Source organism: Kingella denitrificans ATCC 33394 (assembly GCF_000190695.1).
GTDB classification, from domain to species: Bacteria; Pseudomonadota; Gammaproteobacteria; order Burkholderiales; family Neisseriaceae; genus Kingella_A; species Kingella_A denitrificans.
Genome location: NZ_GL870929.1, coordinates 843,054 through 857,481, shown reverse-complemented (window position 1 = coordinate 857,481; position 14,428 = coordinate 843,054). Strand labels below are relative to the sequence as shown.

The 14,428-nt window shown below is 56.8% G+C and carries 10 protein-coding genes; 2 read left to right on the top strand and 8 right to left on the bottom strand.

Features of this window, described 5'->3' with window-relative positions; genetic code table 11:
* Nucleotides 1–25 precede the first annotated feature (25 nt).
* Nucleotides 26–217 carry a hypothetical protein gene (locus HMPREF9098_RS11680; RefSeq protein ID WP_147285395.1) on the top strand — a complete coding sequence of 64 codons (192 nt, stop codon included), beginning with the start codon at nt 26–28 and terminating at the stop codon, nt 215–217.
* Here HMPREF9098_RS11680 and HMPREF9098_RS04265 read toward each other — a convergent pair.
* From HMPREF9098_RS04265 to HMPREF9098_RS04240, 6 genes are all read right to left on the bottom strand, one after another.
* Nucleotides 193–1,203, bottom strand: coding sequence for a S49 family peptidase (locus tag HMPREF9098_RS04265; protein WP_003782342.1), 1,011 nt, complete (start codon nt 1,201–1,203; stop codon nt 193–195). The genes HMPREF9098_RS11680 and HMPREF9098_RS04265 overlap by 25 nt on opposite strands.
* A gap of 32 nt (nt 1,204–1,235) precedes the next feature.
* Nucleotides 1,236–4,736, bottom strand: coding sequence for a chromosome segregation protein SMC (smc, locus tag HMPREF9098_RS04260; RefSeq protein WP_003782341.1), 3,501 nt, complete (start codon nt 4,734–4,736; stop codon nt 1,236–1,238).
* A 186-nt stretch (nt 4,737–4,922) separates the two neighbouring features.
* Nucleotides 4,923–6,407, bottom strand: a complete 1,485-nt coding sequence (gene pta / locus HMPREF9098_RS04255) for a phosphate acetyltransferase (protein WP_003782338.1) — start codon at nt 6,405–6,407, stop codon at nt 4,923–4,925.
* A 208-nt stretch (nt 6,408–6,615) separates the two neighbouring features.
* Nucleotides 6,616–7,716 (bottom strand): acyltransferase family protein, encoded by a 1,101-nt coding sequence (locus HMPREF9098_RS04250; RefSeq protein ID WP_040564255.1) that lies wholly within the window; start codon nt 7,714–7,716, stop codon nt 6,616–6,618.
* Nucleotides 7,717–7,978: 262 nt separating this feature from the next.
* On the bottom strand, nt 7,979–8,347 hold the full coding sequence (locus tag HMPREF9098_RS04245; protein ID WP_218915114.1) for a hypothetical protein: 369 nt from the start codon (nt 8,345–8,347) through the stop codon (nt 7,979–7,981).
* Between the two features lie 128 nt (nt 8,348–8,475).
* Nucleotides 8,476–9,774, bottom strand: a complete 1,299-nt coding sequence (locus HMPREF9098_RS04240; protein ID WP_003782335.1) for an adenylosuccinate synthase — start codon at nt 9,772–9,774, stop codon at nt 8,476–8,478.
* A gap of 370 nt (nt 9,775–10,144) precedes the next feature.
* On the opposite strand from HMPREF9098_RS04240, the gene fabI reads away from it, so the two are divergent.
* A complete protein-coding gene (gene fabI / locus HMPREF9098_RS04235; RefSeq protein WP_040564253.1) occupies nt 10,145–10,936 on the top strand; it encodes an enoyl-ACP reductase FabI in 792 nt (263 codons plus the stop codon).
* Between the two features lie 86 nt (nt 10,937–11,022).
* Here fabI and glnA read toward each other — a convergent pair whose 3' ends face one another.
* Together glnA and HMPREF9098_RS04225 are read right to left on the bottom strand one after the other, a co-directional pair.
* Nucleotides 11,023–12,441, bottom strand: coding sequence for a type I glutamate--ammonia ligase (gene glnA, locus HMPREF9098_RS04230; RefSeq protein ID WP_003782332.1), 1,419 nt, complete (start codon nt 12,439–12,441; stop codon nt 11,023–11,025).
* Nucleotides 12,442–12,666: 225 nt separating this feature from the next.
* Nucleotides 12,667–14,223, bottom strand: a complete 1,557-nt coding sequence (locus HMPREF9098_RS04225) for an L-lactate permease (RefSeq protein ID WP_003782331.1) — start codon at nt 14,221–14,223, stop codon at nt 12,667–12,669.
* Nucleotides 14,224–14,428: the final 205 nt, after the last annotated feature.

Here is a 14,428-nt window from a genome sequence, read left to right as displayed (position 1 = left end):
TTTTTAAAGTGCAGGCTGCTTTTTCATGCCGCTGCGCCATTCCTGTCGTGCTGTGCGTTCCGAAGCAGGCAAACCGCGCGGCGCAATACAAGGGCGGTATCCCAACGAAGAACGGCGGATTCCCGACCCAATACTTATTATAAAAGCAGCCTGCACTCCGTTTCCCAAAGTGCAGGCTGCTTTTTGTGCCGTTTACCAAATCCGTTGCAGCCAATGATCTACCGTTTCTTCCATTTGGTTGTTCAAATGGCGGTTGAGCAGGCTGGCCAAATCGTTTTTCTCCGGCGTGTAGTTCACCAGGTTCGGCGCTTTCACCACGTCGCGCGCCACGGAATACACATTGCCGAAATCGTCGATTAGGCCGGCTTTTTTCGCATCGATGCCGGTAAAGATGCGGCCGCTGAACATATCGGGAAATTCTTTTTCCATCAGCCGCTTGCCGCGGCCTTCGCGCACGGCTTTGATAAACTCGCCGTGAATCTGGTTGAGCATGTTCTGCCAAATGGCCTGCTGTTCCGGCGTTTCGGGAACAAACGGGTCGCCCATGCCCTTGTTGTCGCCCGCAATGCGCACGCGGCGGCGGATGCCCAGTTTTTCAATCAGGCCGGTCGCATCAAAGCTGCTGCCGATGACGCCGATGCTGCCCACCAGGCTGGACGGGTCGGCAAAGATTTTGTCGGCGGCGGCGGCAATGTAGTAGCAGCCGGATGCGCACATGTCTTTGGCGACGACATACACGGGGATATTCGCGTGTTCCGCCTTGATGCGGCGGATTTCGGAAAACGCGGTGTTGGACACAACGGGCGAGCCGCCGGGGCTGTTGGCGTGGATGATGATGGCGCGCACGTTTTTATTGCGGTAGGCCGCCTCCATGCCTTGGCGCAGCATGTCCACTTGGCTAATGCGGTTGTCGCCGCCAATCGTGCCGTTCAAATCAATCACGGCGGTGTGCGGCCCTCGGGCGGCCGCGGCGGAAAATGCCGCCTGCTCGGATTCCTGCGTGCCGCTGTCGCGCAATCCCGCAATGAAGGCGATAAACACCAGCAGGGCGACGAAGCGCCAGATGTTGCGCCACAATCGGGCGCGTTTTTGTTCGCGGTAGGCGGCAAAAAGCACTTCGCGCAGGGTGCTTTGCGCCCATTGCTCTTCGGTTTGCGGCTGGGGGTCGGTTTTGCCGTCGGGACGTTTGATTTGGTAAACCATATCGGCCTTCTTTCTGAAAGTGGGTTAAAGGGTCAGGCAGCCTGCACTTGCTCTGCCATTTGCAACGCCTGCTGGATATCGACGGCGACAATGCGCGACACGCCTTTTTCCTGCATGGTCACGCCGATGAGCTGCTCCGCCATTTCCATGGTCAGGCGGTTGTGGGAAATGTATAAAAACTGGGTTTGTGCCGACATCTGCTTGACCAGTTTGCAAAAACGCGAAGTGTTGGCATCGTCCAGCGGCGCGTCCACTTCGTCCAGCAGGCAGAAGGGCGCGGGGTTCAGGCTGAACAGGGCAAACACCAAACTCATGGCCGTCAGGGCTTTTTCGCCGCCGGAAAGCAGGTGGATGCTGCTGTTGCGCTTGCCGGGCGGCTGCGCCATGATGGACACGCCCGCGCTTAATAAATCGTCGTCGGTCAGGTGCAGGCCTGCTTCGCCGCCGCCGAACAGGGTCGGGAAAAAGGTTTTCACTTTGTCGTTCACCGCGTCGAACGTGGCTTGGAAACGGGTTTTGGTTTCATGGTCGATTTGGGCGATGGCTTCTTCCAGCAAATCGATGGCAGCCTGCACGTCTTCGCTTTGACGGCGGTAATAATCGTCGTGCTCTTTGGCCTGTTCCAATTCCTGCAATGCCGCCAGGTTTACTGCGCCCAAGCTGCTCACGGCCTGCTGCGTTTGGCGGATGGCCTGCTGCAAAGCGTCCAAATCATTGCGCTGCCGCGCTTCCTGCGCCAAAGCCGCCTCGTCTGCCGAAGCAGCCTGCAAACTGTCGTGGAAACGCCGTGCGTTCAGCAAAGCCTCCTGCTGTTGCAGCAACAACTGCTGCGCCGCCGCCTGCAATTCGGGCAGCCGTGCGGACAAGGCCTGCTGCTGCGCGTAACCTTCCTGCCCCTGCGCCTGAATCTCCGCCAAGTGCTGCTGGCCGACGGCAAGCTGCTCTTGCAGGCTGCCTGCATTGTCGTTCCAAGTTTCCCATTGTTCGCGCTGCAATTCGTCCAAGCCCACATCGTTTTCGTCCAGCAATGCCAGCTCGGTCTGCCGTTCCTGCCATTCGGCCAACTGCTCGGCGCATTCGGCACGCTGCTGCTGCAAATGCGTCAAACGCTGCTGCTGCTTGTGGTGCGCCAGTTCCACCATGCCATATTGCCGGTTGGCTTCCAAAAGGGCAAGCTGCGCCTGCTTTACCGCCTGCTGCTGCGCCTGTTGCGCGTCTGCGCCTTGCGCCGTTTGCTGTTGCAGGGCGGCGCTGCTTTCTTCCAATGCGGCAATGTCATCCGCCAAACCGCTGCATTGCGCCGTCCATTGGCGGATGTCTTGTTCGATGCGCGCGCATTCTCGTTCGATTTGCTCCACGCGCAACTGCCGCTGGTTGGACTGGGACAGGTATTCGTGCAGCCGGTGGTGCAGTGCTTGCAGGCGTTGCGCGTATTGGCGGTGCTGTGCCTGCGCGGCGTGGTATTGCTGCGTTAAATTTTGCTGTGCTTCGCGGGCAGCCTGCACTTCTTGGTCGCATTGTTCCGCCTGCGGCCGCGCCAAGTCAAGTTGCTCTGCCAGCGCGTCCAAACGGCTTTGCTGCTGAATCCATTGCTGCGACTGGTGCGCGTCAAACAGCACCGCGCCGACTTTGTCCACGCAATGCCCTTCGGGTGTGAGCCAAACTTGCTGCCCCTGCAACTGGTTGCGGTGCGCCAGCGCATAGGCCAAATCGGGTGCGCACAACACGCCGTCCAGCCAATAATGCAGCGCGGCTTGGAAGGTGTCGCTGCTGCGGATTTGGTGGATGAGGGCTTGTGCAGGCTGCATTTTCCGGCTGACGGCAATGGGCGTGTCAATCCAAGAAGCAGCCTGCACCGGCAATGCGGCGGGGTCGGCGGAGGCATCGTTCGGCAACGCGCGCGCATGCAGGCGTTGTGCCAGCACCACGCTCAAAGCATGCTGCCATTCTTCGGGCGCCTGCACGTTCTGCCACAGCACCGGCGTGTCGGCAAATGGTGTGTCCGCCCACACGTCCTGTGCATTGTGCTGCCGCAGCAAATCCGCCAGCGTGTCGTGTTGCGCTTGCAAGGTCAGATAATGTTGGTTGGTGGCGCGGTATTGCTGTTCGGCAGCCTGCACTTGCCGCTGTGTGTCGGCCACTTGTTCTTCCAAGCCGCCCAAAGCCGCTTCGCTTTCATCGTATTGCTGCTGCAATATTTCCGCTTCCTGCTCCTCCGTTTGCCATGCTTCTTGGTCGGGCAGCGGCAGTTGTTCCAGTTGTTCGCGCAGTTGCGCCAGGCGCGCTTCGTGTTGCCGCAATGCATCTTGCTTTTGCTGATATTGCTGCTGTTTCAGTGCGTGTTCGCGTTGGATGCGGTTGTATTCTTCCTGCTGGTTTTGATGTGCAGCCTGCATTTGCTGCCAGCGTTGCTCTTCTTCGGGCAACTGCATTTCGCGCTCCGCCACCGTCATGGCCCATTCCGCCAGCTCCGCCTGTTGCGCCTGCACTTCTTCGTCTAGCACGGCGATTTCATCGTCCAGCTGCTGCTGCTCCTGCATGATTTTCTGCACCTGCGCTTGCGCCTGCACACGGTCGCGCTGCATACGTTGCTGTTGTGCCTGCCGTGCGCGCAACTGTTCTTCCACGCGCGCCATTTGTTCGCGCAGCAGCGCATATTCCTGATTCAGCGCGTGCTGCTGTTGCTGCTGTTCGTGTTCGGACTGGCGCAGGGTTTGCAAATGCTCGTTCAGCGTGTGGATTTGCTGCTGTACCGCTTCCGCCTGCATTTGCGCTTCTTCGTGCTGTTGTGTCCGCAAATCCGCTTCCGCCAGCGCTTCCTGCCATTGCAGATAGTCCGCCAGTTGCTGGCTGTGCGCCAGTTCGGCTTGCAATTCGCGGTATTTTTCGGCGGTAACGGCCTGTTTTTCCAATTTTCCTACTTGGCGCGACAATTCACCCTGCCAGTCGGACAGGCGTTGCAGGTGTTCGCGCGTGTCTTTTAGGCGCGATTCCGTTTCGCGGCGGCGTTCTTTGTATTTGGACACGCCGGCGGCTTCTTCGATATAGGCGCGCAACTCTTCCGGCCGCGCTTCGATAATGCGCGAAATCATGCCTTGTTCGATGACGGCATAACCGCGCGCGCCCACGCCCGTGCCCAGAAACAAATCGGTAATGTCGCGGCGGCGCACGGGTTGGTTGTTGATGAAATAGCTGGATTCGCCCTGCCGCGTGAGCTGGCGTTTGATGGAAACTTCCGCATATTGCCCCCATGCGCCTTGAAGGCTGTGGTCGCTGTTGTCGAACACCAGTTCCACCGAAGCGCGCGGCGCGGGGCGGCGTGTGGCGGCACCGTTGAAAATCACGTCCTGCATGGATTCGCCGCGAAGCTGCTTGGCCGAAGCCTCGCCCAGCACCCAGCGCACCGCGTCAATCACGTTCGATTTGCCGCAGCCGTTCGGCCCGATAACGGCCACCAGCTGCCCGGGCACATGAATGGTGGTCGGGTCGGTAAACGATTTGAATCCGGTCAGTTTGATTTGGGTTAAACGCATGAAAAGCAGCCTGCACGCAAAGCGGAAAAGCGCAAATTATAACGTAAAGCCGCCGCAGGGTGCAGGCTGCTTTTGCCGCAGCGTCGGCTTTCGGATGGCGGCGTGCGCCTATGTTTTTTGCATGAAAAAGCAGCCTGCACTTTCCATTTCAAAGTGCAGGCTGCTTTTGGTTGTGCGCTCTTCAGCTTATGCCGCTTGCTGTTGCGCCTGAATGGCCGTCAGGGCGACGGTATAGACAATGTCTTCCACCAGCGCGCCGCGCGACAGGTCGTTCACCGGTTTGCGCAAACCTTGCAGCATCGGGCCCACGCTCAATACGTTGGCATTGCGCTGTACGGCTTTGTAGGTGCAGTTGCCGGTGGTCAGGTTCGGGAAGATAAACACGGTGGCTTTGCCAGCCACGGGGCTGTTCGGCGCTTTGGATTTCGCCACGCTCGGCACCACGGCGGCATCGTATTGCAGCGGGCCGTCCACGGGCAAATCGGGGCGTTTTTCTTTCACCAGCTTGGTCGCCTCAATCACCAAATCCACATCGGGGCCGCTGCCCGAATTGATGGTGGAATAAGAAATCATCGCCACGCGCGGCTCGATGCCGAAGGCTTTGGCGCTGTCGGCCGACTGGATGGCGATTTCCGCCAGTTGTTCGGCAGTCGGGTTCGGGTTCACGGCGCAATCGCCATACACCACGGTTTGGCCTTCCAGCAGCATGAAGAACACGCTGGAAACAATGCTGGCGTTCGGTGCGGTTTTGATGAGCTGCAAAGCAGGGCGGATGGTGTTGGCCGTGGTGTGTACCGCGCCGGAAACCAAGCCGTCCACATCGTTTTGCGCCATCATCATCGTGCCCAGCACCACTGTGTCTTTCAGTTGCTCGCGGGCTTGTTCTTCGGTCATGCCTTTGGATTTGCGCAGTTCGCACATCGGCGCGACATATTGCTCGGCAATGGTTTCCGGGTCGATGATTTCCAAGCTGTCGGGCAATGTGATGTTCAGCGATTCGGCCACGGCGTGCACGGCAGCAGGGTTGGCCAAAAGCACGCAGCGCGCAATGCCTTTTTCATGGCAGATGGCGGCGGCGCGCACGGTGCGCGGTTCTGAACCTTCGGGCAGCACGATACGTTTGTTGGCTTCGCGCGCTTTTTGCATCATATTGAAGCGGAATTGGGCGGGCGACACGCGGTCGGTTTCGCCGGCGGCGGGGTTCAAGCCCGATACTTGTGCGGCAGAACCCAAATAAGGCAGCTGTGTCAATTCGGCCACTTTCGGATTGTCGCAAATCACGCCGGCGAAAGTCACCGTTTTACCGGCAAATGCTTGTTTGGCCAGCTCCACGCGTTTGGCGACTTCGGCGGAATTGTCGCCGGTCACGGCAAAGATGATTTGCGTGTTGAAGGAAGTGGCCAAATCGGTGTTTTTGCCGGACAGCAGCAGGTGGTCGGCATCGGGCGTGATGCCTTGGATGACCAGGTTTTGCGCGTTCAGGGCGGCGGTTTTACCGATTAAGTCGTCCAGCCAGTCGTCGCCTTTGCCGGCAGCCAGCAGTTGTTCCACGGCGCATGCGTCCTGCACGGGGTTGAACACGGCAGCCTGCGGCAGGGCTTGGGCAACGGATTGGGCGACGGCGGCAGCATTGACATGGCGCGTAACGGGGAGGATTAGGAATTTAGACATAATCTTTTCTTTAAATTGAATGGTTTGGAATATACAGGCCGTTTTGGCTTGCGGCTGTGGGAGAGTGAATGCGGCGCTGTTGGAAACACAAGCGCAAACGGGCTAAATATAGCGCATTTGCGGGGTTTTATAAACCTGTTTTTACAAAAGCAGCCTGCACTTTGGCGATTGGAGGTGCAGGCTGCTTTTGCGCGGGCGGCGTTTGCGTTCAGTGTTTGCGCGCAAACGGCATTTCGATAAAGCGGTTGCCCAGCCACGACAGCAGCACGGCGGCGGCGAATATCAGCGGCAGGTGCAGCAGGTAGGCGGCGAAATTGCCGTGCCCGAAGGGGAACATTTTCCACACGCCGAACCACATGAAAATCACCATGCCGTGTATCAGGTAGACGGCGTAACTCAAGTCGCCCAGTTTGGTGAGGCCGCGCAGGTTCAACAGGCCGCCGAAGCTGTAGCCGTGCGCCAAAATGGTGAACCAGAGGGCGAGCCAAAGCCGTTGTTCCCATGAATAGGCTTTGGTGGCGGCAAACAGGTACACGGTGAGCGGTATCATGATGAGGTGGGCGAGTGCAGGCTGCTTTTGCAGCAGGGCTTTGACGGGTTTGGCTAACCAGACGGCGGGCATGCCGAGCAGGAAAAGCCAGTAATAGCGCAGTTGCGAATGGAAGCCGATAATCCAGCAGCCAAGTGCGAAGGCTGCCCATGCCGCCCATTGGAAGTTGATTTTCCGATGGTAAATCATGTGGATAATCGGCAGGACGGCATAAACCGCCCATTCATACACCAGCGTCCATTGCACGCCCGCGATGACGAGGTGGGATTGGAAGCCTTGGAAGCTGGTGTTTTGGAACAGCAGCCATTCCATTGTGAAGCGCAGGAAGTCGCGCCAGTTGTCGGCATTGAGCGGTTTGAAGGAAAGCGTTATCCAGACCACGAGCAGGAAAACGGCAATGTACAGCGGATAAATGCGTTTGATGCGGGAAATGTAAAATTCGCGCCAGCAGATGTCGGGCGAGCGGCAGACTTTCAGTATGTGCAGGTACGCGCTCATCAGGAAAAACAGGGAAACGGAAATGGCGCCCAAATTGATGATGGGAATGCTTTTTGCGCCCCACATGCCGCCTTCGCGCCATGAGAAATTGTAGTAAAAATGGTGGGTGACCACCAGGCACGCCAAAACGCCGCGCAAGCCGTCCAACTGGCGGCTGCGTGCGTCGGGTTTCGCGGGGGCGGGAGTGAGCCGCTGCAAAACCCAGGCGCACAGGCTGGTGCAGAGCAGGCAGGCGAGCAGTAATGAGAGGGTGTGGTTCATGGTGTTCCTTGTGGAAGATGGAGATGAATCCACGGAAAATTGTCTTGCCGCGGCAATGTTTTGTCAAGCTGGGTAAAGGTTTGGTAAAGATTGTGTGGCATATAGTGGATTAAAATAAAAATGAGACAAGGCGGCGAGCCGCAAGGCGTACAAGTAGTACGTTAAGGCGAGCCAACGCCGTATCATTGCAATTTTAATCCACTATAAAAAGCAGCCTGCACTTTGGGGAACGGGGTGCAGGCTGCTTTTGGCGGCTGTCGGTTTATGGGTTGCGTTTGAGAAAATCGTCCGCCAGTCTGCCGGCGTCGTTGTAGCCCTGGCGGTTGGCAGAGCAGAATCGGCTTTTGTCGAAGCCTTCAAAGCGCATCGTGCCTTCATGTATGGCTTCTTCCGACAGGGCAAGGGCCTCTCTGTCAGTGAAGATGTCCGCACATTGGCGTGCGCCGATTTGGGCGAGTTTGCGGGAAACCCCGCCCTTGAAGCCGCAGGTTTTTTCCAGATAAAGGTTGAACGCGCTGCCTTGCAGTATGGCTTGGCACATGTCTCTTTGGTTGTTGATTTGGCGCACCGGCTCGGCAATGGTGACGAGGGGCAGGCAGAGCAGCAGGGCGGGGAGCAGTTTTTTCATCATGGATTCCTTGTTTGGATTGTGCGAAATGCGCGGAAAATTATAGCACGGCAGTGGTTTGGGCGCGGCGTCAATACAAAGAAAGCAGCCTGCACCTTGTTTCCCAGGTGCAGGCTGCTTTTTCGATTTGATTAAGCAAACGGATGCTGTACTAAAATCGTCTCTTCGCGGTCCGGACCGGTGGACACGATGGCAATCGGCGCACCGCACACTTCTTCGATGCGTTTCAGGTATTTTTTCGCGTTTTCGGGCAGCGCGTCATAAGATTTCACGCCGAAAGTGGATTCTTTCCAGCCGGGCAGCGTTTCATAAACCGGCGTGCAGGCGGCCACCGCGTCCGAGCCGAACGGCAGGATGTCGGTGGTGCTGCCGTCGGGCAGGGTGTAGCCCGTGCAGATTTTCACTTCGTCTATGCCGTCCATCACGTCCAGCTTGGTAATGCACATGCCGGTGATGCCGTTGATTTGAATCGAGCGTTTCAGCGCGGCCGCATCAAACCAGCCGCAGCGGCGCGGACGGCCGGTCACGGAACCGAATTCGTTGCCGCGTTGCGCCAGGCCTGCGCCGATGTCGTCAAACAGTTCGGTCGGGAAAGGGCCGCTGCCTACGCGCGTGGTGTAGGCCTTCACAATGCCCAGCACATATTGCAGCATTTGCGGCGGCACACCCGCGCCTGCCGATGCCGCGCCGGCAATGCAGTTGGACGAGGTAACGAAGGGATAAGTGCCGTAGTCGATGTCCAGCAGCGTGCCTTGCGCGCCTTCAAACAGCAGGCGTTCGCCTTTTTGGTTTTTGTCGTACAAGGTGCGCGGCACATCGGCAATCATCGGCAACATGCGTGCGCGGAAACCGTTGATTCTGGCCATCACGTCGTCGAATGATACGGGTTCGGCGTTGTGCAGGTGCTGCAACTGCACGTTATACAGCTCCAAATTGGCGCGCACTTTGTCCGCCACCGCGTCCATATTCAGCAAATCGCCTGCGCGCACGGCTCGGCGCGCCACTTTGTCTTCATACGCAGGGCCGATGCCGCGGCCGGTCGTGCCGATTTTTTTGTCGCCTTTGGAAGCTTCGCGCGCTTGGTCGAGGGCAATGTGGTACGGCAGAATCAGCGGTGCGGTGGCGGCAATGTGCAGCCGTTGTTCCACGTTCGGCACGCCTGCCGCCATCAGTTCGTCAATTTCGCCGAGCAGGGCTTCGGGGGAAACCACCACGCCTGAACCGATGAAGCAGTCCAGTTTTTCGTGCAGGATGCCGCTGGGAATCAGGCGCAGGACGGTTTTTTTGCCGTTCACCACCAGCGTGTGCCCCGCATTGTGGCCGCCTTGAAAACGCACCACGCCGGTGGCCTGTTCGGCCAGCCAGTCCACGATTTTGCCTTTGCCTTCATCGCCCCACTGCGAGCCGATGACGATTACGTTTTGTGCCATATGGGTGTTACCTTTTGGATTTGAGGTTAATGGAATGGGGTGCAGGCTGCTTTGGTGGGGGCAGGCCATGCTTTCGGGCAGCCTGAAGCAAGGGAGTGCAGGCTGCTTTGGAAAAATCGTATCGGGATTGCCGCCGAACCTGTGCCGTTTTCCTTTGGCGGTACGGGCGGGCAAACCCTAACAAAACAAGTCGAACTTTAACATAAAACCACACTTCGGGCATTAAAAATCATTGCGCGGGGCAGGGCGCTTCGGGGGCTTGGGGTGCAGGCTGCCTTTTTGTTGCGCAAGCTCTATGCCCGATGGGTAAAATACGGATATAATGGCAGGTTTTTACGGCACAATAACGACAGAAGTAAAGGAATACGATATGGCTTTTTTACAAGGCAAGAAGATTTTGATTACGGGCATGATTTCCGACCGTTCGATTGCATACGGCATTGCCAAGGCGTGTCATGAACAGGGCGCGGAATTGGCGTTCACGTTCGCCGTGGACAAGCTGGAAGAGCGCGTGCGCAAGCTGGCCAACGGTTTGGGTTCGGATTTGGTGTTCCATTGCGATGTGCAGAGCGATGAAGAAATCGCAGGCGCGTTTGCCGAATTGGGCAAACATTGGGATGGCTTGGACGGCTTGGTGCATTCCATTGCGTTTGCGCCGAAAGAAGCGTTGAGCGGCGACTTTTTGGACAGCATTACGCGCGAGGCGTTCAATACGGCGCATGAAATTTCGGCATACAGCCTGCCTGCGTTGGCTAAAGCCGCCCGTCCGATGATGCAGGGCCGCAATGCGTCGATTTTGGCATTGAGCTATTTGGGCGCGGTGCGTGCGATTCCGAACTACAACGTGATGGGCATGGCGAAGGCGAGCCTGGAAGCGGGTATCCGTTTCACCGCGTCTTGCTTGGGCAAAGAAGGCATCCGCTGCAACGGTATTTCGGCCGGCCCGATTAAAACTTTGGCGGCCGCCGGTATTGCCGATTTTGGCAAACTGTTGGCACATGTGGCCGCGCAAAATCCGTTGCGCCGCAATGTGACCATTGAAGAAGTGGGCAATGCGGCTGCGTTCCTGCTGTCGGATTTGGCTTCGGGCATTACCGGCGAAATCACTTATGTGGACGGCGGATACAGCATCAACGCGCTGAACGACGGCGACGAAGAATAAATCCTTATCACCAATAATAAAGTGCAGGCTGCTTTTGAGAACTTTCCAAAAGCAGCCTGCACTTTTATTTTCATCCGCGATATTCGTTACAGCGAATAATACATTTCAAATTCCAGCGGATGCGGCGCCATCTGTATGCGGCGCACGTCTTCTTCTTTGAACGCGATGTAGCTGTCAATCCAGTCTTGGCTGAACACGCCACCGCGCGTTAAGAATTCGTGGTCGGCTTTCAATGCCTGCAATGCTTCTTCCAAAGAGGCGCACACGGTCGGCACTTGCGCGTCTTCTTCAGGCGGCAGGTCGTACAGGTTTTTGCTGGCCGGGTCGCCCGGGTGGATTTTGTTTTGAATGCCGTCCAAGCCCGCCATCAGCAGCGCGGCAAACGCCAAATACGGATTGGCGGCCGGGTCGGGGAAGCGCGCTTCAATGCGCACGGCTTTCGGGCTGTTCACCGCCGGAATGCGGATGGAAGCAGAACGGTTTTTGGCGGAATACGCCAGTTTCACCGGTGCTTCAAAGTGCGGCACGAGGCGTTTGTAAGAGTTGGTGGACGGATTGGTAATCGCGTTCAGGGCTTTGGCGTGTTTGATAATGCCGCCGATGTAATACAGCGCCATATCGCTCAAACCGGCATAGCCGTCGCCAGAAAACAGGTTTTTGCCGTCTTTCCAGATGGATTGGTGGACGTGCATGCCGCTGCCGTTGTCGCCCATGATGGGTTTGGGCATGAAGGTGGCGGTTTTGCCGAAATTGTGCGCTGTGTTCCACACCACATATTTCAAATCCTGCGTCCAGTCCGCGCGTTTCACCAAAGTGGCGAATTTTGTGCCGATTTCCATTTGCGAACCTGTGCCGACTTCGCTGTGGTGCACTTCCACGGGAATGCCGATGTCTTCCAGCAGGCGCACCATGGCGGAACGCAAATCCTGCCCTGCATCCACAGGCGCAACGGGCGCATAACCGCCTTTGAGCATGGCGCGGTGGCCTGTGTTTTGGCCGTCATAATCTTTGCCGCTCGACCAAGCACCGGTTTCGGAAGTGATTTTGAAGCGCGATTGGTGCGCGCTGGTTTCAAACGCCACGCCGTCGAACACGAAAAATTCGGGTTCTGGGCCGAAAAATGCCGTATCGCCGATACCGGACGATTTCAGATAGGCTTCGGCGCGTTTGGCGATGGAGCGCGGGTCGCGGTCGTAGCCCTTGCCGTCCGCAGGGTCAATCACGTCGCAGGTCAGTACGAGGGTGGCATCGTCATAAAAAGGGTCGATAAATGCGGTGGATGGGTCGGGGCGCAGCTGCATATCGGATGCTTGAATGCCTTTCCAGCCGCCAATGGAAGAACCGTCAAAAGCCTGCCCGTTTTCAAACCATTCTTCGGGGTCTTCCAGTACGATGCGCGCCGGAATGGTGAAGTGGTGTTGCTTGCCTTTGGTGTCGGTGAAACGCAAATCGACAAAACGGATATCGTTGTCTTCAATCATTTGTACAACGTTTTTGATGGACATGGCTCTGCTCCTGGATAAGATAATGGATGGTGGTGGGATTTCGCGGATTTATTTTGCCTTTTCATGGGCAAAATTGCAATCAAATTTTGATTTTTCTGTAGTATTTCTACGTTTGCCTGTTTAAATTTAATTTTTATAATTCAAATAATTAAATGGTTTATTCATACGAAAAAGCAGCCTGCACTTCGGAAATTCGGGGTGCAGGCTGCTTTTGATGCCATGGGATTACAGTGCTAATGCAGTAAAGCAATACACCGTAATGCCCGCAATAATCACATACGCAATCGCATAAGGCATGGCGGAGCGCAGGAAGGCGCCTTCTTGGCCTTGCTGTTCGCAGGCGGCGGTGGCGATGGCGATACTTTGCGGCGAAATGATTTTGCCGCCGGTCGCACCGGCCGTGTTGGCGGCGGCGAGCCATGATTTATTCATGCCCAGCTGGTCGGCCACGGAGGCTTGCAGTTTGCCGAACAGGATGTTGGAAGAAGTGTCGCTGCCGGTAGCGAATGTGCCGATGGCGCCCACCAGCGGTGCAACCAGCGGATAGAACGTGCCGGTGGCGTCCACCAAACCTTTGGCAATCACGGCAATCATGCCGCTGTGGCTCATAATCGCGCTCATGGCCACCAGGCAGATGACGGTGATGCCCGAAGCCTTCATTTTCACCAAAGTCTGCCCCAAAATCCGGAACAGCTTGCCTGCGGATACGCCTTGCACCAAGCCGCCGATAAACGCGCCCAAAAACAGCATCAAGCCGGCGTTAGACAACCAGCCGAAGGAGAAATATATGCCTTTCTCATAAATCGGCAGGTGGATTTTGCTCACCAGCGTGGATTTCAAAAACGCGCTGACGGGACCGGACAAGGGGCTGGCCATGATGATGAAGAACAGGATGAAACCGTACACCGCCCATGCTTTCGCCATTTGCCCCATGCTGATGGCTTTATCGGCAGGCGTATCTTTTTTCTCGGTCATTTTCGCATACAGCACGATGAAGATAATGCAGGCGATGCTGCCCAAGATGGCAGGCGTTTCCGCGCCGATGAAATAAGCGGCTACAAACTGCACACCCAGCGACAAGCCGCCCACTACGGCCGACAGGATAATGTTGGGCACGATATATTTTTTAGAAGTGTCGGTCAGCATCAGGATGACGAACGGTACCAAGAACATCAAGAAGCCCAGCTGAATCACCACGTCCCCGGCAACGGCATGGGTCTGCTCGGCCGTTAGCGCCGAACCGAATACCTCTTTGGCCAAGGTAATCACGGGGATGCCGACCGCGCCGAAACCGGTGGCCACGCTGTTGCCGATGAGCGACACGAGCGCGGAGAAGCGCGGGCTGAAGCCCAAACCAATCAAGATAGCCGCCGGAATGGCCACTGCCGTGCCGAAGCCCGCCATGCCTTCCAGCAGGCCGCCGAAGCCCCACACAATCAGCAGCACCTGAATGCGCTTGTCGCTGGAAATGTTGGTAAATTGTTGTTTAATCACTTCAATCTGCTTGCTTTCCAGCAGCACGTTGTAGCTGAACAAAGCCATCAGAATCACAATCAGGATGGGGAAGATGGCTTTCAGCACCCCTTCGGCAAACGCCCAGCCGACGTATCCGACGCCGTATCCTGTGGGGGGCGTGAAGCCGCCCACGTTGGGCACGGCAAAAATGGCAATCAAAACAGCGGATAACGCGGCCAAGATGGCGCTGCGGTCGCCGCGCATTTTGAAGCCGATCATCAAAACAATCAGCAATAAGATGGGAAAGACGGAAAGGGCGATACTCATGATGTCTCCGTGTGTGTCGGTAAAAAGGGGCAGCCCGGGGTGCAGGCTGCTTTTGGGTTTTGCCTGAAAACAGGCGGCGGATTGGGTTTGTCGTCAGTCAGGCTACCTGAAAATTATTTTTCCTGATTTTTCAATCGGTTCAGACGATGAAAAAGCAGCCTGCACATGGGCAAAGGCAAGTTAAGCCGTGCCGAAGGTTGGGGCT

Bases quoted from the DNA above. Each gene is read 5' to 3' on its own strand.
- HMPREF9098_RS11680 (WP_147285395.1), top strand. From the start codon at position 26: ATGCCGCTGCGCCATTCCTGTCGTGCTGTGCGTTCCGAAGCAGGCAAA.
- HMPREF9098_RS04265 (WP_003782342.1), bottom strand. From the start codon at position 1,203: ATGGTTTACCAAATCAAACGTCCCGACGGCAAAACCGACCCCCAGCCG.
- smc (WP_003782341.1), bottom strand. From the start codon at position 4,736: ATGCGTTTAACCCAAATCAAACTGACCGGATTCAAATCGTTTACCGAC.
- pta (WP_003782338.1), bottom strand. From the start codon at position 6,407: ATGTCTAAATTCCTAATCCTCCCCGTTACGCGCCATGTCAATGCTGCC.
- HMPREF9098_RS04250 (WP_040564255.1), bottom strand. From the start codon at position 7,716: ATGAACCACACCCTCTCATTACTGCTCGCCTGCCTGCTCTGCACCAGC.
- HMPREF9098_RS04245 (WP_218915114.1), bottom strand. From the start codon at position 8,347: ATGATGAAAAAACTGCTCCCCGCCCTGCTGCTCTGCCTGCCCCTCGTC.
- HMPREF9098_RS04240 (WP_003782335.1), bottom strand. From the start codon at position 9,774: ATGGCACAAAACGTAATCGTCATCGGCTCGCAGTGGGGCGATGAAGGC.
- fabI (WP_040564253.1), top strand. From the start codon at position 10,145: ATGGCTTTTTTACAAGGCAAGAAGATTTTGATTACGGGCATGATTTCC.
- glnA (WP_003782332.1), bottom strand. From the start codon at position 12,441: ATGTCCATCAAAAACGTTGTACAAATGATTGAAGACAACGATATCCGT.
- HMPREF9098_RS04225 (WP_003782331.1), bottom strand. From the start codon at position 14,223: ATGAGTATCGCCCTTTCCGTCTTTCCCATCTTATTGCTGATTGTTTTG.